Origin of the sequence: Pedobacter kyungheensis, assembly GCF_000812965.1 — a bacterium.
Lineage (GTDB): Bacteria > Bacteroidota > Bacteroidia > Sphingobacteriales > Sphingobacteriaceae > Pedobacter > Pedobacter kyungheensis.
On record NZ_JSYN01000015.1, the window covers coordinates 143,804 to 168,017 of the forward strand.

A 24,214-nucleotide genomic window follows, 5' to 3' on the forward strand; every position below is an offset into this window, starting at 1 on the left:
ACGAGGCTATTTCTAACAATAGTTTGTCATCCTGAACCTGTCGAAGGAGCTTTCTAAAGCGTTTCGACAGGCTCAACGTGACAACCTCGTTAATACTTATTTATTTAACTCAATGGCTTACAGTTGTTAATTGCTTGTTTTTATGCATATACCAAACCCTGCACATTTGCAGGCCGAGCGAGGTAAGGATCAAAAACAAACCGATGTAAAAACTGGTTGAGAGTACCTTGTTTTCTTTATAAATAACAATAGCCAATAAGATAGTATAAAGCGGTTCGAGGTTAAAGGTGAGGCTTACTGTAAACGATGAAATGTGCTTTAAGGCATTGATGATGAGCAGATACATCACCACTGTACACAGGATTGCCAAAACCAAAAGCCAGCCAAAATCGTGTAGCGAAGGTAGTAGCGATGTGGTAGGGGTAAAATATAAAAATAACGGCATAATCAGCGTGAGGGCAATAACGCCACCTATCATTTGATAAAGGATAATGGTTTCGCCACGGTAATTGCCGGCCAATCGTTCGTTATAAACCGTATACAATGCCGAAAATATCGATGATATAATGCCCAGTATAATACCTGTTCTAAAGCTGATATCCATCCCAAATATTAAGGCAATGCCACAAAGGGTAAGGCCGCTTAACAGCAGTTCCTGGATAGATAGCTTCTTTTTGTTAATGGCAGGTTCGAACAGGGCATTGAAAAAACTGGTGAGCGCAAAACAAACTACACCAACTGATATATTTGAGTATTTGATACTGCCATAAAAGAACAACCAGTGAAAGCCCAGGATCGCTCCGGCAGCGCCCATCTTAATTTTTTCGGATAAAGTTATTTTTTGGAACTTGCCGGTTAGTGTTAAAATAATGAGGATAAATACTGCTGAAATAAATGTCCGGTACCAGCTAATTAAGCCCTCGTTTAATGTAATTAAGCGGCCAAATATGCCTGTAAAACCTGCAAGTACCAATGCCAGGTGAAGTTGTATATATGCTTTTTTCATTTTGTTAAGAAAGTAATCTACCCAGCGCAGGTAGTAATTGATAATGTGTTAAAGCTCCTTTAAGAACTTTTGTAAGCTGGATGTTAACCGTAGCTTTTCAGCCCGATATTATTCCATATCCGGTAAAATTGATTGAAAATAAGGTTATTGCAGAGATTGATGCCTTTGCTTGGGCAAAGCACATCGTGGCAATAAATTTTTAACTAAGGCGCTGGAGGCGAAATTACTTTTCTATTCATCATGTTTAGCATTATTTGCCGGTTTAACGGCTTGCTGCAAGCGAAAGTAATCAATTCAGGTTTCGTATCAAAATTAAAATGCGAAAAGGGGAGTGAAGGGGAATCTGCAGATGATGTTAACAATAGATGCAATTTGAAAAAAAGTAGCCTGTCGATAACGCTTTAAAATGGTTAACTAGCGTCCTTCGACAGGATGATAATCATTTAAGTAAGGTAGTAGTTATTTGCTTTTAAACCCTTAACGAACCACGGAAACCACGGGCGGCATAATAAGATTCAGCACCATTGTGGTATACAAAAACCGTATTGTAGCGGCAATCGCAGAAAAGCGCACCACCTAGTTTTCTGATCTCGGCAGGAGTTTGCACCCAACTCGAGGTTTTAGTGTCAAATTTCCCCAGTTGCTGCAAAGCCCGGTATTCGGTTTCGGTTAAAAGTGTAATCCCCATGGCTGCGGCCATATTTAGGGCGCTATCAGCTGGCTTATGCTCCTTTCGGGATTCCAGCGCTTCGCGATCGTAGCAAATGCTGCGGCGGCCTTTCGGGCTCTCGGCTGCACAATCGTAAAAAATATATTCACCTGTTTTTTCATCGTAGCCAACCACATCCGGTTCGCCACCGGTTTGCTCCATATCATCCAATATCCATAATTTGGCATCGTTAGCTTCAAGTTTTGCTTTTACTTGCTCCCATTTAATGGATTTATGACGGTTCGTGTTCTTTTCAAAACGGGTTTGTAAAATGCTTAGCAGTGCTTCTTTCTGTTCGGGCAGTAAGGCTTGTTTTTTCATATTGGCAGATAATTGATAAATGTTTAGTCGTCTAGTCCTTTTCCGTTCATAATTTGCGGCATGTATTTTTCTACCCTGGCTTCGCGGGTTTTGGCCTGCTTAGCTTGCGAAAAGTAGAAAAGATAACCCCGTTGCCGGCCTGGTGTTAAGGCTTCAAAAGCGGCTTTTAATTCCGGAATGCTATCTAATTTATGTTGAAACTCTGCAGGAACTGTAAAATCCTCGGTTTTTTTTAATTCTACTTTCAGGCCTGCCTTTTCAACTTCGATGGCCTGGTAAATGTAGCTTTTCAGGGTAGCCGTCATTTCTACAATATCAAGTGCATTGGTAAAGCGGATTTGACGTGCCGATTGTACATGTTCGGTTTGCTGAATCAAAATGCCTTCCGGATCGCTCAATAAAGCTCCTTTAGAAAACAAAAAAGCGCAATATTCTTTAAATACATGGATTAAAACAACATTGCCTTGCTTGTAGCTATAGCATGGACAGCCCCATTTTAATTCTTCAGTAAGACCACAGTCCAGGGCAATTGTTCTCAGTTGTTCTGTTGCTGTTTGCCAGTTTCCGGCTTTGTTAAAGTAAAAATCAACTTTAGGGTTCATGCTGTACAATTTTAAGTTCTGTTAAAAATTAGACTCTTGGGTAAAATGGCCTGTTTATGGATTAAAATTAGCAATAATAATTTTTCTGCCGGCAGGTCTGAAATACCACGATACCGCTGTAAGTACAATGAGTAATACCGGGCCAAAAAGATCTTTAGCTGCATCGCCCACTGCCAGGTGAGAGAAAACAGCGCCCGACATGGCAAAGAAAAAGCCTGCATAAGCCCATTCTTTTAGCAATGGGAATTTGGGGATCAGGATAGCAATTACACCTAAAATTTTCCAGATACCCAGTAAGGTTAGAAAATAAAGCGGATAGCCCAAATGTGCCATCATAACGGTTTCTTCTTTCATTTTCATCAATTGCACTATTCCGGTCGAAGTCATGCCCAATACCAGCCAAACCGTGGCAATCCAATAGATAATTTTGTTTCTTTTTGTCATGGTTGGTTATTTTAATTGATTAACGATTTGTTGTAATCTGTTATGTGCCATGTTAATACCCTGAGCAAAAGGCATGGCCAGGATCTGATCGCGTACCTCAACTGAAGGGTAGATTACGTGCATGGTGAGTTTGCTGGTATCATCGCTAAGTTTTTCAAATTGTAAATACTCCAGTTGTACACCAAATGGGGTGTTTTCCATTTCGAATGTGCGGGTAATGTGTTGGTCGGGTGTAAATTCGTGAATTACCCCGTTAAAGCCATGTTTGTTACCACGGGGATCGGTAGTTTCGAACTGATAACCGCCGTGTTTCCTGCATTCGAGTTTCAGCACTTTGGTACCCATCCACTGTTCTACAATTTCGGGTTCTACGTAGGCTTTAAAAAGGAGTTCAACCGGAAGGTCAAATGTTCTGGTAATGTGTATTTCCTGTTTGCCGTTTTGGGCATCAATCTTTGTTTTTTGTTCCATGTTAGTCTTTCTTTTTGGCTTGATAAGCTTTCATTACTGATTCGAGTTTGTTAAAGCGCTCGTCCCACATCTGGCGGAAAGGTTCAATAAAATCGGCTACTTCTTTCATTTTTTTTGCATTAATGTAATAGAAAATTTCTCTGCCGTTTTGCTTTTGCTCCAGCAGTTCGCATTCGGTGAGGATTTGCAGGTGTTTAGAAACCGTTGGGCGTGCAGTATCGAAATTTGCTGCAATGGCGCCGGCTGTCATAGCCTGTGAAGCCACCAGCAAGAGTATTGCCCTGCGGGTTGGTTCTGCTATGGCCTGGAAAACATCTCTTCGTAAATTCATTATGTAGCTATTTAACTACAAATATATATGTAGCTATTTAACTACGCAAATTTTTGTTCATTTATTTTTAGTAATGTGCGTTTGCTGTCGTTAAATAAGGATTTTTTGGTTGTTAATAATAGTGGTGTATTGCGCAACAATATCTTTAATGACAGATAATTGTTTGAATTTTATAATCAATTATTTGAATTGCGTAATTTTAAGAAACAAGTCTGCCTTAAATTTGTAGAAGGATAATACTTTAAAATTTAAACTTATGATAGCAACAAAAGGATATGCGGCGCAAAGCCCAACAACAGATCTTGCACCATGGCACTTCGAACGCAGGGAAGTTGGGCCACATGATGTGCAGTTCGAAATACTTTTTTGTGGTGTTTGCCACTCCGATTTGCACCAGATTAAAAACGACTGGTTTCCGGGTATCTTTCCAATGGTCCCGGGGCACGAAATTGTGGGGCGCGTGGTTAAAGTTGGCGACCATGTTAAAAACTTCAAGGTTGGCGATTTAGCCGGAACCGGATGTATGGTAGATGCCTGCATGGTTTGCGAAAACTGTAAACAGGATTTGGAACAGTATTGTCTTGAAGGTAACACCCAAACTTATAACGGTTTGGAACGCGATGGTAAAACGCCTACTTATGGTGGTTACTCAGATAGTATTGTGGTTAGAGAGGAGTTTGTGCTTAAAATTGCCGATAACTTAAACCTGGCTGCAGTTGCACCTTTGTTGTGTGCAGGTATTACTACTTATTCGCCTTTGCGCCATTGGAAAGTGGGTAAAGGACATAAACTGGCGGTTTTAGGCTTAGGCGGATTGGGGCACATGGCCGTTAAATTTGGTGTCGCCTTTGGTGCTGAAGTAACGGTGTTGAGTACTTCGCCTAAAAAAGAAGCAGATGCTAAAAAATTAGGTGCACATCATTTTGTGGTAACTACAGATCCGGAACAAGTTAAAGCTGCAACAGGTACTTTTGATTTTATTCTGGATACCGTTTCGGCAGAGCACGATTTTAACATGTACCTTTCGTTGTTAAGAACCAACGGAACACATATTTGTGTAGGTGTACCACCGAAACCGGCAGAAATTGCTGCATTTAGTTTATTGGGTGGTAGAAAAAGCCTTGCCGGTTCGGGAATTGGCGGGATTAAAGAAACCCAGGAAATGCTTGATTTCTGCGCTGCAAATAATATCGTTTCTGATATCGAGATGATCGATATGAAAGATATCCATAAAGCATACGAACGCATGGAAAAAGGTGATGTACGTTACCGTTTTGTAATTGATATGGCTACACTGTAGGAAGCTTTGATACTTAAAGAAAAACCGGAGCATTAATGTTCCGGTTTTTTTGTTTTTTGCCCTTTGATAAACTATCAAATCGTCATTGCGAGGAGGAACGACGAAGCAATCTTTCATGCAGGGGATCTTTTACTATAAAGATTGCCTGTCTGCTGCAGGCAGGCTTCGTCGGCTGAAAAAGCCTTCTCGCAATCACGATCGGATTACTTTTGCCATTCGACTCCACTACCATTGATAGACCCCATAGAAAAACCGTCATTTCGACTGGAGCCGGCCGGTTCTTCACCGGTGGCGGAATGGAGAAATCTATCTAGACAGATTTCTCGGCTTCGTTGCTCCAGATAGCTATCGGGGCCGCTCGAAATGACGATTAACTAGTGACCAATGAACCAATGACTAATAAACCAGTGGCCTAAAGCGCATAAGCTGTCTCTGCCTTTGATTGCGAAAGCACCAAAAAACTCTGAATATTGCCTACATAAGCCAGGGTACCAATATTATCCCTCAAAAAATTATTATAAGAAACCATATCGGGCATAGCCACTTTGAGCATAAAATCGAAATGACCGGTAAGATGGTAACATTCCATCACTTCAGGGTATTTTTCCATTTCGGCTTTAAAAGCCCTGATCACATCTTCCGAGTGGTGATTAAGCTGGATGTGGGGAAAAGCTATAAAATGCGATCTCAGTTTGTCAATATCTACCAGCGCAACAGTCGATTTGATGTAGCCGTTTGTTCTCAGTTTTTTAATGCGCTCTACAATGTGCGTCATGCTTTTTCTGAGTTTCCCCGAAACTTCCTTGTAGGTTAATAATCCATCACGTTGTAAAAGGTTCAGGATTTCAATATCGGTCTGATCAACTTTTGGTAGCTGCATGTAAATACTTAGTGTATAATTGTATATTTTTTGTTCGCTTTTGTGAAGCCTAAAAATAGGTAAAATAATTATATTTAAGTTAATATATTGCCGATGCTTGATGCTTTGCTTAGTGTATTTATTACAATAATATGCGCTTTTTACTCCAACCAATAAGAATTATATTCTGTTAAGCTCTTTTTAGAATTAGATAAACCAAATTTTTAGGATGTAAGACGGTTTGAAAAAAATAATTTTTACCAAAAAAAATGCTTGTTGCTTTATAATTTGCTTAACTACTGATCTTTATAGCATAAATTATTTCACCAAATATTGTTTCTCTTATGCTTAAAAAACACAACTTCGGCGCCGGTCCGTGCATATTGCCATCGGCTGTAATGGAACAAGCTGCGCAGGCTGTTATCAACTGGAATGGCATGGGCTTGTCTATTTTAGAGGTTTCGCACCGCTCGCCAGAATTTGAGGAAGTAGTGCTTAAAACGCAGCTCCTGGTGCGCGAGTTACTTTCGGTTTCTGATAACTATTCGGTGCTTTTTTTACAAGGTGGGGCCAGCACGCAATTTGCCATGGTTGCGATGAATTTTTTGAGTGAAGGGAAAAAGGCAGCTTACCTGGATACCGGTTATTTTGCCCTGAAAGCGATTAAAGAAGCTAAATTATTTGGTGAAGTGGATGTTGTAGCGACTTCGAAAGATAAAGACTATGCCTATATCCCTGATAACTTTAAGGTGGATGCCGGATCTGCCTACCTGCATTTAACCTCAAACAATACGATAGAAGGAACAGAGATTTTTGATTTTTCGGCCACTGGCGTGCCATTGGTATGCGATATGTCGTCAGATATTTTCTCAAGAAAAATTGAGGTAAAAGATTTTGATCTGATTTATGCAGGTGCGCAAAAAAACATGGGGCCTGCCGGCATGACCCTGGTGATTGCCAAAAACGAATTTCTCGAAAAAGGCAAAAAGGAAATCCCTTCCATGATGGATTACCGCATTTTTCGCGATAACATGAGCATGTACAATACACCACCTGTGTTTTCTATTTATGTTGCTATGCTTAATCTTTTATGGCTTAAAGACCAGGGTGGGGTTAGCGGCATTGAGCGCAGCAATATCGAGAAGGCAAAATTATTATACGCCGAAATAGACCGTAATCCGCTTTTTTATGGTACTGCAGAGGTTGCGCACCGTTCGCGGATGAATGTTACTTTTCAGGCTATTGATAAAGGGGTAGAGCAGGCATTCTTAAAATTTGCCGCGGAAAAAGGCATTGTGGGAATAAAAGGCTACCGCACGGTTGGTGGTTTCAGGGCCTCACTTTACAATGCACTTCCTTTATCAAGTGTAGCCGTATTGGTAGAGGCTATGGTAAGTTTCGAAAAAATATACACTGATAAAACAGTTCTTGAACTCGAATAAATTGATAAGAAGATGATAAAAATTTCTCCTCTAAAGGCATTAAGGCCTGGGAAAGGCATTTTTGATCTGATGATTTCTGACCAGGTTAATGGTAAGGGACATAAAAATGAACAGCTTTCTTTTGAAGATATCATTAATCTGTTTGGATGTGCTTTGGACGATCAGCCAGCCATCTACGTTTATGAAGTTCGTGGCGATGCCGGCCTAATGCGAGGTGTTTGGGCCACTATCGATCTTTCTGAAACCAACGCAGAAGCCATTAAGCGCCACGAGGAAACGGTATCATCGAAAGTTGAATCGCTTAAAGCAGACAGGAGAAGTAAGACAACTGAAAAGTCGCCTATTTTACTGGTGCACAAAAAGGATAAAGCTTTGGATGCACTGATTGATTATGTGGTGCGTACGCGCAAACCTTTGGCTACTGAGTGGTCGCAAATGGGGCATTTTCTTTATCAGGTACTGGAAGCAGAGCTGATTGAAAAATTTATTCACCAGTTTAAAGCTATTGAAGCCGTGTACCTGGCAGATGGACACCACCGGCTGGAGGCTGCCTGTTCGCTCCAAAAAAATATTCCACAGCAAATCAGCTCGCTTTTTGTTTCTGCTGATGTAATTTCTATAGCGCCTTTTCACAGGATGGTTTCGGCTACCGATATCTCCTGGCCTATGCTGATGGAAAAACTTGGTCAGTATTATTACATTTCTAAAATCCCGAATAATAAACCTTATAAACCCGACCAAAAAAACAGGCTTGGGCTTTGTTTTCAGGGAGAGTGGTACCAGCTCGATTTAAATAAAACCTTGGGAGCACTGTCGGCCAAACCCGATACTGTGGTTTTGCAGGATATGATCCTTTCAGAAGTGCTAGGCATACACCAACCCAAGGTAGATGAAAGATTAACCTGCTTTCCGGATTGCAAATGGTCGCAGTTTGTAAGTGAATTAAACAATGATACCCAGGCTATAGGGTTTTCACTTTTTGCGATGACGGCTGATGCTTTTATTGCTGCAGCAGAAAAAGCTGAGTTTTTACCCCCTAAATCTACCTGGATTGCCCCTAAAGTTCCTCAGGGTTTTATGGCAAGCAGTCCGGTAGCCATTACGGCAAAAGGCGAACAAATACGCATAAATTAACATTTAAAACCAGAAATAAACACAATGTTCGATCTCGATTTAGAAAGCATAGGACAGGTAAGCGCCACTGTATTAATTGTTGGCTTTTTTGTAGTGGCCTGGTACAAAAGGAAATATTAAACCTGCTGATTTAATTTTCCCCACAGATTGAAACGCAGATTCATAATGCCAAGTAACATGGATTAACAATGGCCACATACATTTCAATCCGGGTTAAAAATGTATCAATGCGGTTGAAATTGAGTAACAACTGGACTGATTACCGGTAAAATTTATACTTTTGGTTTCTAATCAACCCTTTTTTATGAAATTACTTTTTAGATTTTGCATAGCGGGACTTTTAACTGCTTCATCAGTCGTGGCCAGTGCGCAAACCGTTACACTCGATTATTTTTTTAACCGCGAAACCCGTAAGGATAAACAAGGCAAAGAAATCCGTTTCCATTACCTGTGGAGCGAGCGTGCAAGCAGTGGCTTCTCTATTTTTGGCAATACTTTTAAGAAAGAGGGCTTCAAATTAGATTCGCTCGAAACAGCGCCTACCCTGGCAAATTTAAAAGGCAGCGATGTTTATTTAATTGTAGACCCAGACAGGCCAAAAGAAAACCCGAAACCTAATTATATAGAACAAGAGCACATCAAAGCCATATCTGCCTGGGTAAAGGAGGGTGGAGTATTGGTGATGTTTGCCAACGATAGCGCCAATGTAGAACTGCCACATTTTAATAAACTGGCCAATACATTTGGCATGCATTTTACCAATGAAATGCAAAACCATGTAATAGATGATGCGCATTTTGAAGATGGTGCTATTGTAACCAAAAATAATCCGGTATTTAAAACCGCTTCAAAAATCTTTATGAAAGACGTTTGTGCCATCGAAACAAAGGGGACAGCTAAACCAGTGTTAAAAAACAGTGCCGGTGCAACAGTTATTGCTACTGCTAAGTATGGCAAGGGTAATGTTGTGGCCATTGCCGATCCATGGTTGTACGATGAATATGTAAATGGCCGTTTGCCAAAAGAAATGGGTTTTGAAAACGATAAAGCAGCTGTTGACCTTGTTAAATGGTTAAAAAGCCTTGCCCGTAAATAGTTAAAGCTTATCCAGCCTGAAATAACCTAAATGAATCTCATCTTCAGGTAAGCCTGAAGATGGTTTTATTTCGATGTGGTATCTTTGTTTCGACTCCTCGGTTAAAATATCTTCTATTTTATAGATATCATCAACATCAATACCATACTTTTCGTCAATATGCGAGTTGGCCCCTTTAATTGAATTGGTTTTAAAGAAAACCGTTTTCTTGGCATCTTGTATTGCTTTGGCACGCTCTTCATGTACCGATAACACAATGTAATGCTGCTCACTTAACTTGCCTGCCTGGTAACCCCCAAGGTTGATGAAAAACAACTTTGACAAGGAGGGGGGAATATGGCTATCTCTCATTTTAATGCTGATTTCGTAATCGCCAACCTTGTTCACCTCACGCCAGGCATCAATGTGCAGGCTTGTGCCTGTACCGGGCCAGAATGCTTTAATTTCCGGAACAAGTGCTTTAAGTGATGAGGCAATCCCAAAAAAATAATCGTGCTGTTCTACATTTCTCTTGGGTGCTTTCGATCCCAGTAAAATCATATATAGTTTTAAATCGTTCATGGTTGATAATTGGTCATTAGTTCATTAGTCATTGGTTTGGACAATAGTCAGTAGCTCATAGCCAAATCCAACTGAAAATTGGTTTTTGGTAATTGAATATTGGTCATTCATTAAACAGCAACCACTAAAATTGGTTCTTGCTATTTTAGATTTGTGCCTTGCACTATATCTTCTGACTCCGGACTCCTGACCTCCGACTTTTTCTACCAATTCAAAACAATTTCTGTTTTTTCAGATTATATCCATTATCAATGAAGACTGGAACAACAAAAAAGAAGATCGCAATAATAGGTGGTGGACCCTGTGCCCTGTTTATGTACAAAAGATTGGTTGAAGCAGGAGGAAAAAACCTGCAAATCGATATTTTTGAGCGCAAGAATAAACTTGGTGCCGGCATGCCTTACAGTGCCGAAGGGGCAAATGAAGAACACATTACCAATGTTTCGGATAATGAAATTCCGGTTATTTTTAATTCAATTGCCGATTGGGTTAAAACTGCTCCAAAATCTTTGTTGAAAAAGTATAACATTAGCGCCGAAAATTTTAATGAATATAAAGTGCTTCCACGCTTATTTTTTGGCGAGTACCTTTCTGCACAATTCGATTTGCTAAAGAAATTTGCGGACAAAAAAGGGATTACTACCAATATTCATTTCGGGGTTGTAGTTGAAGATGTAACCGATCATCCGCGCAAAAAGCGGGTATCGGTAAAGGTGCAGGAACAGGCTGCGCAAGAATTTGATAAGCTGGTTATTTGTACAGGCCACAACTGGCCTAAAAAGTATGAAGGTAAAATTCCGGGTTATTTCGATTCCCCTTATCCGCCTAAAAAAATGTTGTTAACGCTCAACAGTCCGGTTGGTTTAATGGGCTCATCGTTAACAGCCATCGATGCGGTTAGAACACTAGCTAAAGCAAACGGTAAATTTGTTGAAAATGCAAATGGTAAGCTCTGTTATGTGCTTAAGCCTGGAAGCGAGGGCTTTAAATTGGTTATGCACTCGCGTAATGGTCTCTTACCTGCCATTCGTTTTCACCTGGAAGACCCGCATTTAGGTAAGGGCGGAACCTTAATTAAAGCTGAAATTCAAAAACACATTAAAGAGAATGGTGGTTTTGTAAGTCTTGACTTTTTATTTGATGAGAATTTCAAGGCCAGGTTCAAAAAAGAAGATCCTGATTTTTACCAGAAGATAAAGGGGCTGACATTAGAAGAATTTGTGGCTCGTATGATGGCCAGTCGGGAAAGAATAGAGCCTTTTGAGTTATTTAAGCGCGAATACATCGAGGCAGAAAAATCTATCCGCAAAAAAGAGTCTGTGTATTGGAAAGAAGCATTGGCCATTTTAAGTTTTACCCTGAATTATCCTGCCAAATATTTATCGGCAGAAGACATGGAGCGTTTGCAAAAAGTACTAATGCCGCTTATTTCTATTGTTATTGCATTTGTTCCGCAAAGCTCGTGCAGGGTTTTGTTTGCCTTACATGATGCAGGTATTTTAGATATTATTGAAGTTGGCGACAATAGTTGGGTTAAACCACTTAAAAAAGGCGGAGTAAATTACCATTATTACAACAACAAACAGAAAAAAGTAGTTAGCCACTTCAATACTTTTGTAGATTGCATTGGTCAGCCTCATCTTTCGGTTAAAGACTTTCCTTTTAAAAGCCTGGTTAAAAGCGGTAAAATTAATCAAGCCAGACTGGCTTTTCGATCAGACGAAGCAGGTTATGCAGCCAAACAGGCCGGCAATAAACAAGTGAGGGAAATAGGTGGCAAATATTTTTTAAATGTGCCCGGTGTTACCATAAACGATTATTTTCAGCCGGTTGATAAAAAGGGAAATAACTGCGAAAGAATTTATCTGATGGCGGTTCCCTACATGGGCGGTTATAACCCTGATTATTCGGGCCTTGATTTTTGTGAGGCGGCATCGTTAGTAGTTAAAAACCAAATTTTAGGCTAAAATTTTTGATGTTTTTAACTAAAAATGTAGATTGAAATGTACACCGTTTTAGGTATATGGGATATTCTTTTTTTGTTTTTTAAAAAATTTAATTATCTGATTTTCAGTTAGTTGTTTTATTATTTTTGTTGTTTGTCTCACTAAAAACAAACGTTTGCGCTCATTTTGTGCGTAGTGAAATTTATTCAGTTTTTTTTCGCGATCACAGCGGGATCAAAAATCTATAAATTAGCTAATTATCTTTAAGTTGCTCGTCCTTCTCAACTAAATTACATTGTTATTTTAACGTTTATTAATTTTTATCCTTTGCTAAAAGGGTAACTCATTAAAAATCGACAAAATTTATAGGGTATTGTTTCGAGCTTCAAAGCTTTAATAGTGCTTTAATCTATTTTAAAGGCATTTTTTAAGCAAACGTTTGCGTTAAGAAAAATAAAAATCGGGTTTTCTTAATCTATATCTTGCATTAACAAAATTAAAACGAGCCAAATATTTTATTAGTACAACCAGCTAATTATGTTTCCTGCTAACCACCTGAAACACGATTAGTAAAAGCAAGTATATAAGCCTCTACCGGGGAATAACAGCAAACAAACAATAACTATGGTTTTTGTTACAGCATTTCTGTAACAACGATCAATAAATTAATCCTAATTAAATTCTATGGTCAAAAATTTTACACTTTGTCTCCAGCTACGCTTTTAAACTAACAAACAACAACTAATTGTTCTTGCTGCAGCTATTTGCGGTTAAGAATTATAACTAATCATCCTAATTCCCATACTATGTTCAAAAAAATTACACTTTGTCCCCAGGCATTGTTGTGCCCAAAATTTTCAGCCAGTACCAATCTGTTACCGGTCTTTTAGCTATTGCATTTTCATTTAAACAAAAAATCTAATAAAAACTATTCAAATGGTTAAAATTTACACAAGCATTTGTTTTGCCTTGTTTTTATCTGTTTTTGGATCTCAAACTTTACATGCCAATACGGTAGTGGTAAAGGGAGCTAACAGTATGTATTTCGCTTTTCAGCAGGATACCACAAAAGCTAAAAAAGAGCCGGCAACATTTTCCGTAAAAACAGATACAATCGGGCAAATGATTAAGGCGTTGCAGAAATTTAAGACTGTGCGCGATACGATTAACATCCGTTCGGCAACACCGGTTCCCAATTTGTCGTTACAACAGGTTATTAAAGGAAATTTAGCCGGCGTTTATGTACAGGAACCCAATGGTGAGCCCGGAACCGAGCAAAGTATTATAGTACAAGGTGCATCAGGTTTATTATTTACAAAAAAAGATATGTATGCGTTGCAACCTGCTGTTTATTTAAATGGGGTGCCTTTGGTTGCCGATAATCCTTTTGCTTTTGATGTACAGAAGTATGATTATAACAGGATTGGTCCGGCAACGAACTTATTGTCTCAGATCAGTATAGATAATATTCAGTCTATATCGGTAATTAAAGATCCGTTTGAGTTGGCTAAACTAGGGCCAAATGCTGCAAATGGTGCTATATATGTTACAACAAAGAATGCAAGGGCCGGATTAAGGGATATTAGTTTAAATTCTTATTTTGGTTTTGTTACCCCGCCGGCTGTGAATACGGTGAATGGTGTTTATGAAAATAATTTCAGAAAACCATTTTACCAAAAATATGCTACTGCCGAAAATTATGCCAATTACGCCTCTTATTTGAGGGATTCGACCAATACGGCATACTATGGCCCATCTAACTGGAATGATATTTACTACAAAACTACGCCTACGTTTTCTGCCGATTTAGGTATTACAGGAGGAGGAGATCGTGCAAATTTCAGGTTCTTTGGTTCAGGTACTAAAAACGCAGGTAATGCCGATGATACGAATATTAATAAGTATAATCTGTTTTTTGGTATCAATATGGCACCTTTTAAATGGTTTACGGTATCGAGTAGTGTTAATGCAGCCCGTTTAGATCGTACCAGAAACAGAAGCTTGCGCGATCGTTTTGCCGAAACCAGGTATATTCCAGATTTAAGTAGCCCCTTATCTCCAAACGCATCTATTTATGAAGGCTTTTTACAAGAAAATGCCAAAAATGTAGACAATAATCGCAATACCATTTTAAATGGTAACCTTACCCTGAGTGCTAAAATTAACAAGATCACGATTTCTTCAAGTTTAATTTTTGATTATAACGAAGGCGTAAGGGATTATTTTACTCCTTCAACTTTAATGGATGGTGTAAGTTACGTATCCAACTATTTTGGCTACAGCCAGCGCTTAATGCTTAACAATAGTGCTTCATATAAATATGAGATTAATAAAAAGCATACCATCGATTTCGAAATTGGTCAAAGCTTTCAGGGCGATACGTATAAATACAATTATGCACGTGCCTACAATGGTCCTAATGATTACGTAAAATTAAACCTGGTTGATGGAAATTCTGGAAATGACGATTATTTAAATACCCTTGCAGCGGGTGGTTTTTATGTATTTAGATATATTGATAAAGAAAAAAACAACCTGATGTCGTTTTACGGATCGGCAAAATACAGCTATAAAAACTTATTGGATCTTAGTGCATTGGTACGTAGAGATGGTTCATCAAATGGTCAACCAGATAGTCGCTGGGTTACTACGCCAGCTTTTAGTGCCACTTTTAACCTTAAAGAGCAATTCTTAAAAAACAATACTTTGTTCAATAGTTTGCACCTAAGTGCCGGATGGGGAAGAAATTTAAGAATCTTTTTGGATGACCGGTATGCTGCAGGCCCTCAGTACCGCTCAGAAAACGGTTGGTTTGAAGAACCCACAATTCCTGGTTATGGTGGTAGATTAGGAATTAATCGTCCTTATGGAAGTGGTTTTATCGGTTACGGTATCAAATTACCTTATGCGGATAGAACCAACATCACTTTAGATGCTTCGTTTTTGAATAGCAGACTTAATGCTGCGATTACTGCTTATAACCGCGATAACAAAAACCAGGTTATTGGCGTGCCGGTACCTTTCGAAACAGGCTATAGCCTGAATTATCAGACTGGTATGGATATCAACAACAAAGGACTTGAATTAATGTTAAATGGGGTTGTAATCCGTAATACTAAGGGATTAAACTGGAATACTACTGTCAATTTTAACTACAACAGAAACAAACTTACTGCTTTACCAAATGGCTTAACAGAGTTGATCAGTGGTGATGATAAATTGGTAGTAGGCAAACCGGTTGGCAGTTTCTGGTTATACAGCAACAATGGCATTTATAATACTAATGCCGAAGTTCCTGCGGGCAGAACATTTAATGGTATTCCATTAAAGGCCGGCGATCCAAACTGGGTTGATTACAATGGTGATAACCGTATTGATAATAAAGATAAAGTGTCAACAGGAGACAGGTTACCAAAATTTGTAGGCGGATGGAACAACACATTAGCTTACAAAAACTTCGACCTGAATTTCAATTTCATTTTTGCGCTTGGTCAGAAAGCTATTAACCAATATGAAGCTACCCGTTATGGCTTCATTAACCGCGAAGCTGGTAACGATATCAATTCGGTTAAAGAGGTTTCTTCCTGGCAGGTATTCGACAACGAAAAAACTTATCCGATTTACAATCCATGGAGTGATGTAGATGCCTATAGGGTAGATCAGGATTTATTCCTTGAAAATGCATCTTATGTAAAATTAAGATCGGTAACACTGGGTTACGATTTTGGTAAAACCTCACTTTTCAGAAGGAGTGGAACAGGTGTAAGAAGAGCATACTTATATGCTACCGCAATGAACCTGTTTACCATTACCAAATTTACAGGTGTAGACCCGGAGTTAGTAAACTACAATGGATATTATGATGGAGCCAATTTAACTATTCCAAGAACATTTGTATTGGGCTTTAAACTGGATTTATAAAATAATTATAGCATTAACATGAATTATATAATCAATAAAAGGAATAGCTTATACAAAATCTCTTTTGCGGTTTTTGTATTGCTGATTGGTTTGGGAAACTTTTCTTGTAAAAAGATTGACGATGTACAATCGACAAGGTTAGCCACCGAAGAAACCAACTGGAAAACGCTTGAGGATGCTAAAGCCAACTTGCTATCCGTATATGGCTTACTTCGTTCGGCTACTGTTGCAGATAATGCGCACTGGTTAATGGGCGATTTAAGACAAGGCGATTTTACCATCACCAACCGTGCAGATTTAAAGGCGATAGTAAATGGCCAGCTAAATGCCTCATATCCGGTAATTAACCGGATTACCAACTGGAGACCATATTATGCAGCTATTAATGCTGCTAGTCTTTTCATCGAAAGATCGAAAGAAATACAGGCGCTTGATCCACGTTACACCAAAATAAACAACGATGTAGACGTAGCACAAGCAAGAATGCTTAGAGCCTTTGCTTATTTTTATATGAGCAGAATCTGGGGTGATGTGCCATTACTGACCTCATCGCACGATGGCGAATTTGTTAAATTAGGCAGAACTTCGCAACAAAAAGTTTTGGCATTTGCCACTAACGAATTATTGGCTGCGGCAAAGGTAGTACCTTTCAGGTATGGCGGTACCGACCCAATTATGCCGGGTTTATATTATGGTGCCAACTGGCCTTCGTGGAATGGTATTGTATTTACCCGTTTATCAGCTTATATCATTTTAGCACATATTGCTGCATGGCAAGGTAATTATATTGATGCGGCAAACTATTCTAAATTCGTATTGGATAATCAATCTACCCAATATTTTGTAGACGGGGCTAACCCGCTGGATTATATTGATATGAATGCCCTAACTGAAAATCAGAACAACTATAGTCCATTTGCATACAAAAGAGCAAACCTAATGGTTGGTTTTCCTTTCGAAGCAGGTAATGGCTTATCAACTGCGAATGGGCATATCGAACAGTTAACACTTGCATATCCCTTTATTCCGAAAACCAGACCGGAAATGTTTGTATCAAAGGATACCATCATTAAAGCATTTACAGTTCCATCTGATTTACGTTTCAGTATAAACCCTCAAACAGGATTGTACAGGACCAACTATTTTTATGGTGTTGAATCTGAACAACCTATTTTCAATAAAATTAAGGTAATCTATCCATCCAATACTTCAGGAAATGTTACCTTATTCAGTTCGTCGATGGTATTTAGCCGCATGGAAGAAATTACCCTGTTAAGAGCTGAGGCCCTTGCTGTATTGGGCCAAAAAGACGATGCACTTAATGCATTAAACAGAGCTTGTGCTTTAAGAGGCTTCAGTTTTACTACTGCTACACCTGATCTGGTAGCTGCAATTTTTCAGGAACGCAGGAGAGAGTTAATGGCCGAAGGCTGGAGATGGTATGATATTGTGCGTTACAACAGAATTAAAAATCCACAAACAGTTTTTGCTACCAAAGGTGGTAAATCAATGACTTTTAAGGAATTTGAAGCTGCCGGTGGTATTTACTGGCCGGTATCACAAGATGTAATTAATGCCAATTCATTAATTACCCAAAATCCATATTGGCAATAATTAACCTAATCAGATTTAGCATGAAAAATTTATTATATCAAAAAAGCACATTTTTTCTATTAGGGTTTATTTGCTTATGCTTTGGAGCGTGTAAAAAAAGCGATTCTCCTTATCATGATTATGTGAATACCCAGCAAACCTTTAATGGTTCGGCGCTCGATTACCTTAAGGCGCAACCCAAAGGTACATTCGATTCTTTGCTATTGGTTTTGGATCGTTATCCTTTCCTGAAAGACTCGTTAACAAATCAAAAAGTAACCCTTTTTGCACCGGTAAACAAGAATTTTGAGGCGGCAGTAAAGTATTTAAACGTGAGGCGTAAAAATTTTGGTAAAACACCAATTTACCTGGCAACTGCAGATTATGACGAGCTAGGCTATATGCTTTGCAAATATATTATCAGGGGTAACAGAACCACCGATGCTTATGTTAATAGTGTAGATGGTGTATTGCTTAAAAACATCGTTATCGACTATCAAATGCATATTAGGTATGTGAAACAGAGCTCATCAGGCTATGTTGGTGGCGGGGCAGCTACTTTAAATTTTAGCGATACCTATGGTTCTATTTTTACCGACTACTGGGTAACTACCACTACAAATGCAGTAAATATTAAAACCAATAATGCTACAATTAACATCCTAACCCCGATACACAATTTTGGTTTTGATGAATTTACCGCACGATTGGATAAATAGACAGGAATGATGAAAAATATTCAATATATATTTAAAGTATGCTTAACCTTAATGATAGGTGGCATTGTAATATCTTCTTGCAGGAAGAACCTGCCCGATGAGCGCTTATCGATCGCTAACGATTCGCAGTATACCCAGTACCTGTACCAACCCGTATTGGGCCGAAATACCTTGTTTGCCAATAATTTTCAATATGGTAACTCCAGTCGTCCCCTCGATTTTAAAATTGTAAACATGCGTACGTTTAACGGTGAGCCAGCTCCTGAGTTAACTACCAATTATCCGGTTACAGTTTGGAAAACCGCTTACGATGGTACCGAAAAATCGATAGCAGAGATTGAAGCGAAACGCACAACTGAAAATCATCCGTTGTTCGAGGTAAGACCACACTCTGGTGAGTTTCTGATGTGGGCTGCGGCGAATTCGAATATGGTTAAGGCACAGCCAGATTCTGGTTATGTTTTCGATGTCGAAATGTCGAACTCCGGCGGTAGAAAATACTATCAGAATTTCCGCTTACGCCCTTTACGCGAGCGTCCTTACGAACCATCTAATTTAGATCCTATTACTGGTCAGGGAACCTCGGTGTCTGTAAACCCTACCAGTTTAAATATTACTGGTATGCGTGGGCAGCCACTTAACACCAGAGATGACGTTCAGGTTCTATTTAAAAAAGCAGGAAATGGTAATAGCATTACTTTCAAGTTTGTAGATACCTTATCTAATCCGATTGATCCGAATAAGTTTGCCGCTACTGATTGGGCTAATCTGGTGCACGGTTTTAACATGGTTAAAGATGCAACCAAAGTAAAATATGAGGTTGCCTATCCAATACCATGCAGTGCATACCCAACCAAGTATACTACTTTATCTGGCGATCAGGCCAGGGTTGTTTTCAGGTTTAACAGACAGTCATTTGGTAATGTACTGCAACAGTGTTTCCTGGCTTTCAATTTTAATATTTACCAAAAAGGAGACTGGGAGATAACCTTCTGGTTTAAGCGCGACAAACCAAAATTTGATAATGATTAATGGAACAGTATAAACTAAAACAAAATATATTTCCGATGAAGTATTTTTACACCATAGTTATTTTATTGATTTTTGGTTTCCAGAATCTAGCTGTTGCCCAGGAACGCATTGTTGTAACCGGGACAGTTATTGATGGTTCATCAAAATCAAAAGAAACCATGCCCGGAGTTAGTGTTACCAGCGGGGGCAGCTCATTGGGCATTACCGATATGAACGGTAAATTTAGGGTAACAGTTGCCAGTAATGCCTCTTTAACTTTTAGTTATGTGGGTTACGAATCTACTACTATAAAAGTAAACAACCGTACCAATATCTCTGTTACTTTAAGTACCGATAGTAAAACCTTACAAGAGGTAAAGGTAACGGCAGGTTACCAGACCAAAAGCCGTACCTTAACTACCGGTTCGGTAGTAACCATTTCGGGTAAGGATATTCAGGGACAACCTTCGGGTGATGCAATCTCTCTTTTACAGGGAAAGGTTGCTGGTTTAAATATCCAGAACAATACCGGTGCTCCTGGTTTCAGGGGGAGTGTAACCTTACGCGGTATTTCCAATATTAATGTATCCGGATCAGGAAACTCTTCATTCTTAACACCAACTTCTCCATTATATGTAATTGATGGGGTACCAGTTGATGATAATACCAATTACTCTTACGGTTTTCAGCAGGCAGGGCCTGGTATTTCGCCTGCTTCTCAAATTCCGGCAGAGGATATTGAAGACATTTCTGTATTAAAGGATGCTGCCGCAACATCATTGTACGGTTCAAGAGGTGCTTACGGTGTAATTTTGATCACTACCAAACGTGGTAACTCTAAGGTGCCGGTAATTCGTTATAACGGTATGGCATTTATGTCAACTGTGCCTCAATTGCGTTCTGTAATTGGTGGTAAAGGCGAGCGTTTGTTAAGAATTGATCAGATTTTACGTTACGACACGGCTTATAACCATGCTATCGATTTAATTAACTCTACTCCGTTTTTATCAGATAGCTTAAATGCATATTACAATAACTCTACCGATTGGCAGTCTTATTTTTATCGTCCGACATTTAACCAGAGTCATACTTTAAACATTTCTGGTGGTGATCAGCAGTTTAACTATAAGGTTGCATTAGCAGCTTATGATGAAAAAGGTGTTCAGGAAAATACCGGTTTATCCCGTTATAACCTTAACATGAACATGATTTATGCTCCTAGCCGTAAGTTCAGGCTTACCGGACAGTTAAACAATTCGATACAAAAGGTGCAAACAGGTAGTGGAAACGGGCTTCAAAATGCCGGGGTAGCCACGGGCGGTAGTTCATCTTCCTTATTGCCTTCACCTTCACTATATTCGTCAGTTAACTCAGTATTAGGTGCACTAACAACCGATAACGACAATAAAATATTAATTACCAGTGCCAATTTAAATGCGGACTATGAAATTCTACCGAATTTAAAACTTGGTACCACTTTGAATTATACCGGCCAGTCGAGTACAAAAGATAATTTTTCACCGGCAGCACTGAATTCAAATCAATCTCAATATTATACTTATACTGATAGGGCTACAACCCTGTATAACCGTAACCAGCTTACCTACGTATACTCAATTAAAGAGGGAGGAGAAGATGCGCACAACTTCAACTTATTTGCATTCTCGGAGTTAAGGGCATCGTTTTTTAAAGCAGATGCAATACTGAATGATAGGGGAGTAAACGATCAGTTAAGAGGTCCGTTAACCAACATGACCGATTATCTGACCTCAAGAGGTGGAACAACCGATTATACTGATTTAAGAACAGTTGGTTTTGCCGGACAGTTTTCTTATAACTACAAACAGAAGTATGTATTGGATTTAAACTACCGTATTGACGGACTTTCGACTAACGGACCTAATGCAGGTTACAAAAAGAACCCGGCTATTGCGTTTAAATGGAATTTTAACAGAGAACGCTTCATGGAGAATTTTAGCTGGCTGGATTTTGGAGCTATCCGTTTAAGCTATGGTTCAAATATCACCCCTAATGGTAACATTTATCAGGCTTATGGTAAATATTATGGGGGCGACCGTTACAACAACAGTAACACAGTTATTGCAGATTTGAGTTATTTACCAAACTTAACTTTAGAACCAACCAAAGCTACTACTTATAACGCTGGTTTTGATATTGGGATTTTGAACGGTAAGTTCTCTATGTCGATGGATACTTATTACAAACAGAACGATAACATATTTCAGGAGAAAGCATTATCAAGCTCAAATTCATTTGCCACAATCGGTTCTACTGAGATCAGTAACGTTAATTACGGATGGGAGTTTCAGGCAACAGCCCGTCCGCTCAGTACCAATAGTCCATTTAAATTATCTTTAACAGGTACACTGGCTATTAACCGTGAGGTACTTGCTGCACTGCCAGATGGCTTGCGCGAAAAGATATATACTGATGCGGCTTTAGGCCAGGATATTTACTACCGTTTGGGTATTAACTCATTATCTAACTATTTGTACAATACCAAAGGTGTTTACAGTACTAACGCTCAGGTTCCGGTTGATCCGCTTACAGGCTTACCATACCGTGTAGGTACCAATGCCAAACTTAACTATTTCAGAGCAGGCGATCCGATATTTACCGATTTAGATGGTAACTATGTATTAAATGAGTACGATAGGGTAATTGCTGGTAACTCACAGCCGCAAATTACCGGTGGTTTTACATCATTACTCCAATACAAAAACTGGAGTATAGAGATCAACACTTCATTTACTTTAAAAAGAGATATTTTAAACAATAGTTTGGCACAGCAGTTTGCCTCTTTTGGTAACCCTACTGCATTGGGCAATATTGTTCCTTTATCAGAGTATAGCTACTGGGCTGCACCAGGCGATATCGCTAAATATGGTAATCCATTAGATTTTGTAAGATCTTCAATTCTTAACCCTTTCAGGTTTAACCAAACTATGTTCCAGGAAGATGGCTCTTATTTTAAGCTTAACTCGGTAAAAGTTTACTACAACTTTAATCAGAGTTTTACCCGCAAATTCGGGATGAACAGGGTAAGTATTAATGCAACTGCTGCCAACTTAGGCTTTATTACACGTTATTCAGGTCCAAACCCCGAAAACGTAACCGCTTTAGGTAGAGATTATGCAGGAGGGTATCCAATATCTAAACAGTTTGCTTTGGGCTTAAACATAGAATTTTAATTTTTTAACAGGATGAAAATGAAAAATATAAAATATTTACTCGTGGCGATGGGCCTGTTATTTATCGGTACCGGTTGTAAAAAGTTCCTCAACGTGGTACCTATCGATGCCCTATCGGGAAATAATTTCTGGCAAACCAGAAATGATGTTGAAGGTTTTACCAATGGTATTTATGCCAGATTACGCAATAAAGTAGGTGGTGGCGTATTAATGCCTGCACTTGATGTGAGGGGTAACTTTGTTAAAACCGTAGGTACCATCGATAATAGTGGTAATAACGTTTTTAACAATTTAATTGCCAATAACTTAAAGTCGGTTACTACAGCTACCACTACGTACGACAATAGATTAAAAGCGATCATGGACTGGAAAGCCTGGTACGATATTATTGCAGCCAGTAATATCCTGTACTATGAGGTAGATAATGTTCCGGCTGGTAATTTATCAGATACGGAGAGAAGAAGATATAAAGCTGAAGCGGTTTTTATGCGTAACTTAAGCTATATGTTTATCTGTAAATTATTTGGCGATGCCATTTATTATACAGAGGCCTACAACAGCAAATCGTTACCACGTACCCCACAGGTAGAGGTAATGAAAAAGTGTATTGCCGATATGAGTGCTGCAAAAAATGATTTGCCAACTGCTTATACTGATGTTTCGTATACTGGTTTCAGGCCTACAAGGGCTAGTGCTGTAGCATTGTTAATGCACTTAAATATGTGGGCAGCCGCATGGGATAATGGCGATAAAACAGGCTATTATAAGTCGGTTTTAACATTGGCCGAAGAAATGGCTACTTATACTAATTATGCTTTGTTGCCAATTAATGAGCAAAATACAAGGCTGATTTTTAAAGGGCGTACTTCAGAAAACCTGTTTGGTGTTTTACAAGATTATAACTACGGCGAAACATTTGTAAATTATTCTAATTATTCATATTTCTTTTCGCATTTCCCTATTCAGGGGGCAACAACTAAAACTACCAGTTTTATGGCTTATGAGAAAGATTATATTGGTAAACTGTTTCCGGCAGGTATACCTGATGCGCGACTAAGCACATGGTTCGAAAATGCCACTTCTGATAACAATACCTTCCAGTTCAAAAAATTCACCAATACCTATCCAACCGGATCGGGTACTTCTTTAACTGCAAATAGTGATGATAGCGCTATTATTTTCAGATTACCTGATGCTTTGTTACTGGCTGCAGAAGCTGCCGCCGAACTTAACGATGATGCTACAGCACGTAGTTATGTGAATCAGGTAAGATTGGCAGCTACTGCACCGGCATTAATTTCTAATGGCAGTGAACTGAAGGACGATATTTACAAGGAACGTTGCAGGGAGTTAATTGGTGAAGGACAGTTTTTCTTTGATCTGGTTAGAACTAAAAGAGCTATTAATACCGAATATTCAAAAGCAGTAATTAGTGTAGGTAATTTTAACGCAGGTGCATGGACCTGGCCATTAATTATCAGTGCCACTGAGCGCAGTGCAAATCCTTATTTAATTGGTAATAATTTTTGGAATTAA

General features: G+C 39.0%; 19 protein-coding genes. 11 read left to right on the top strand and 8 right to left on the bottom strand.

Features of this window, described 5'->3' with window-relative positions; genetic code table 11:
* Positions 1 to 109: 109 nt before the first annotated feature.
* The 6 genes from OC25_RS13430 to OC25_RS13455 all read right to left on the bottom strand — a co-directional run bounded on the left by OC25_RS13430 (position 110) and on the right by OC25_RS13455 (position 3,884).
* On the bottom strand, positions 110 to 1,006 hold the full coding sequence (locus OC25_RS13430) for a DMT family transporter (protein WP_039476839.1): 897 nt from the start codon (positions 1,004 to 1,006) through the stop codon (positions 110 to 112).
* Between the two features lie 469 nt (positions 1,007 to 1,475).
* Positions 1,476 to 2,036: a DUF4256 domain-containing protein gene (locus OC25_RS13435; protein ID WP_039476841.1), complete on the bottom strand. Its 561-nt coding sequence runs from the start codon at positions 2,034 to 2,036 to the stop codon at positions 1,476 to 1,478.
* A 23-nt stretch (positions 2,037 to 2,059) separates the two neighbouring features.
* Positions 2,060 to 2,638, bottom strand: coding sequence for a YdeI/OmpD-associated family protein (locus tag OC25_RS13440; RefSeq protein WP_039476842.1), 579 nt, complete (start codon positions 2,636 to 2,638; stop codon positions 2,060 to 2,062).
* A gap of 54 nt (positions 2,639 to 2,692) precedes the next feature.
* On the bottom strand, positions 2,693 to 3,082 hold the full coding sequence (locus OC25_RS13445; RefSeq protein ID WP_039476844.1) for a DoxX family protein: 390 nt from the start codon (positions 3,080 to 3,082) through the stop codon (positions 2,693 to 2,695).
* A gap of 6 nt (positions 3,083 to 3,088) precedes the next feature.
* Positions 3,089 to 3,553, bottom strand: a complete 465-nt coding sequence (locus tag OC25_RS13450; protein ID WP_039476846.1) for an SRPBCC domain-containing protein — start codon at positions 3,551 to 3,553, stop codon at positions 3,089 to 3,091.
* A 1-nt stretch (position 3,554) separates the two neighbouring features.
* The gene (locus tag OC25_RS13455) at positions 3,555 to 3,884 is read right to left on the bottom strand and encodes an ArsR/SmtB family transcription factor (protein WP_039476848.1); all 330 of its coding nucleotides are present in this window, start codon (positions 3,882 to 3,884) and stop codon (positions 3,555 to 3,557) included.
* Positions 3,885 to 4,140: 256 nt separating this feature from the next.
* Between OC25_RS13455 and OC25_RS13460 the strand changes: the two genes are divergently transcribed.
* Positions 4,141 to 5,184 (top strand): NAD(P)-dependent alcohol dehydrogenase, encoded by a 1,044-nt coding sequence (locus OC25_RS13460; protein WP_039476851.1) that lies wholly within the window; start codon positions 4,141 to 4,143, stop codon positions 5,182 to 5,184.
* A gap of 412 nt (positions 5,185 to 5,596) precedes the next feature.
* On the opposite strand, the gene OC25_RS13465 is transcribed toward OC25_RS13460, so the two are convergent.
* Positions 5,597 to 6,064 (bottom strand): Lrp/AsnC family transcriptional regulator, encoded by a 468-nt coding sequence (locus OC25_RS13465; protein ID WP_039476853.1) that lies wholly within the window; start codon positions 6,062 to 6,064, stop codon positions 5,597 to 5,599.
* A gap of 323 nt (positions 6,065 to 6,387) precedes the next feature.
* Here OC25_RS13465 and serC point away from each other — a divergent pair, with 323 nt between their 5' ends.
* The 3 genes from serC (at position 6,388) to OC25_RS13480 (ending at position 9,715) form a co-directional block, all read left to right on the top strand.
* Positions 6,388 to 7,485, top strand: coding sequence for a 3-phosphoserine/phosphohydroxythreonine transaminase (gene serC / locus OC25_RS13470; protein ID WP_039476854.1), 1,098 nt, complete (start codon positions 6,388 to 6,390; stop codon positions 7,483 to 7,485).
* Between the two features lie 12 nt (positions 7,486 to 7,497).
* Entirely contained in the window at positions 7,498 to 8,619 is a 1,122-nt protein-coding gene (locus OC25_RS13475) for a DUF1015 family protein (protein WP_039476856.1), read from the top strand.
* A gap of 304 nt (positions 8,620 to 8,923) precedes the next feature.
* Positions 8,924 to 9,715, top strand: a complete 792-nt coding sequence (locus OC25_RS13480; protein ID WP_039476858.1) for a lacto-N-biose phosphorylase central domain-containing protein — start codon at positions 8,924 to 8,926, stop codon at positions 9,713 to 9,715.
* Here OC25_RS13480 and OC25_RS13485 read toward each other — a convergent pair whose 3' ends face one another.
* Positions 9,716 to 10,276 carry a DUF1543 domain-containing protein gene (locus OC25_RS13485; RefSeq protein ID WP_039476860.1) on the bottom strand — a complete coding sequence of 187 codons (561 nt, stop codon included), beginning with the start codon at positions 10,274 to 10,276 and terminating at the stop codon, positions 9,716 to 9,718.
* A gap of 251 nt (positions 10,277 to 10,527) precedes the next feature.
* On the opposite strand from OC25_RS13485, the gene OC25_RS13490 reads away from it, so the two are divergent.
* From OC25_RS13490 to OC25_RS13520, 7 genes are all read left to right on the top strand, one after another.
* On the top strand, positions 10,528 to 12,243 hold the full coding sequence (locus tag OC25_RS13490) for an FAD/NAD(P)-binding protein (RefSeq protein ID WP_039476863.1): 1,716 nt from the start codon (positions 10,528 to 10,530) through the stop codon (positions 12,241 to 12,243).
* Positions 12,244 to 13,158: 915 nt separating this feature from the next.
* Entirely contained in the window at positions 13,159 to 16,143 is a 2,985-nt protein-coding gene (locus tag OC25_RS13495; RefSeq protein ID WP_052266196.1) for a SusC/RagA family TonB-linked outer membrane protein, read from the top strand.
* Positions 16,144 to 16,161: 18 nt separating this feature from the next.
* Positions 16,162 to 17,757 carry a RagB/SusD family nutrient uptake outer membrane protein gene (locus tag OC25_RS13500; RefSeq protein ID WP_039476866.1) on the top strand — a complete coding sequence of 532 codons (1,596 nt, stop codon included), beginning with the start codon at positions 16,162 to 16,164 and terminating at the stop codon, positions 17,755 to 17,757.
* A 20-nt stretch (positions 17,758 to 17,777) separates the two neighbouring features.
* Complete coding sequence (locus OC25_RS13505) at positions 17,778 to 18,455, top strand: hypothetical protein (protein WP_052266197.1); 678 nt, start codon at positions 17,778 to 17,780, stop codon at positions 18,453 to 18,455.
* Between the two features lie 6 nt (positions 18,456 to 18,461).
* Positions 18,462 to 19,487: a DUF5007 domain-containing protein gene (locus OC25_RS13510; protein WP_039476867.1), complete on the top strand. Its 1,026-nt coding sequence runs from the start codon at positions 18,462 to 18,464 to the stop codon at positions 19,485 to 19,487.
* Between the two features lie 35 nt (positions 19,488 to 19,522).
* The gene (locus OC25_RS13515) at positions 19,523 to 22,678 is read left to right on the top strand and encodes a SusC/RagA family TonB-linked outer membrane protein (protein ID WP_039476994.1); all 3,156 of its coding nucleotides are present in this window, start codon (positions 19,523 to 19,525) and stop codon (positions 22,676 to 22,678) included.
* Between the two features lie 18 nt (positions 22,679 to 22,696).
* Positions 22,697 to 24,214, top strand: coding sequence for a RagB/SusD family nutrient uptake outer membrane protein (locus tag OC25_RS13520; RefSeq protein ID WP_039476996.1), 1,518 nt, complete (start codon positions 22,697 to 22,699; stop codon positions 24,212 to 24,214).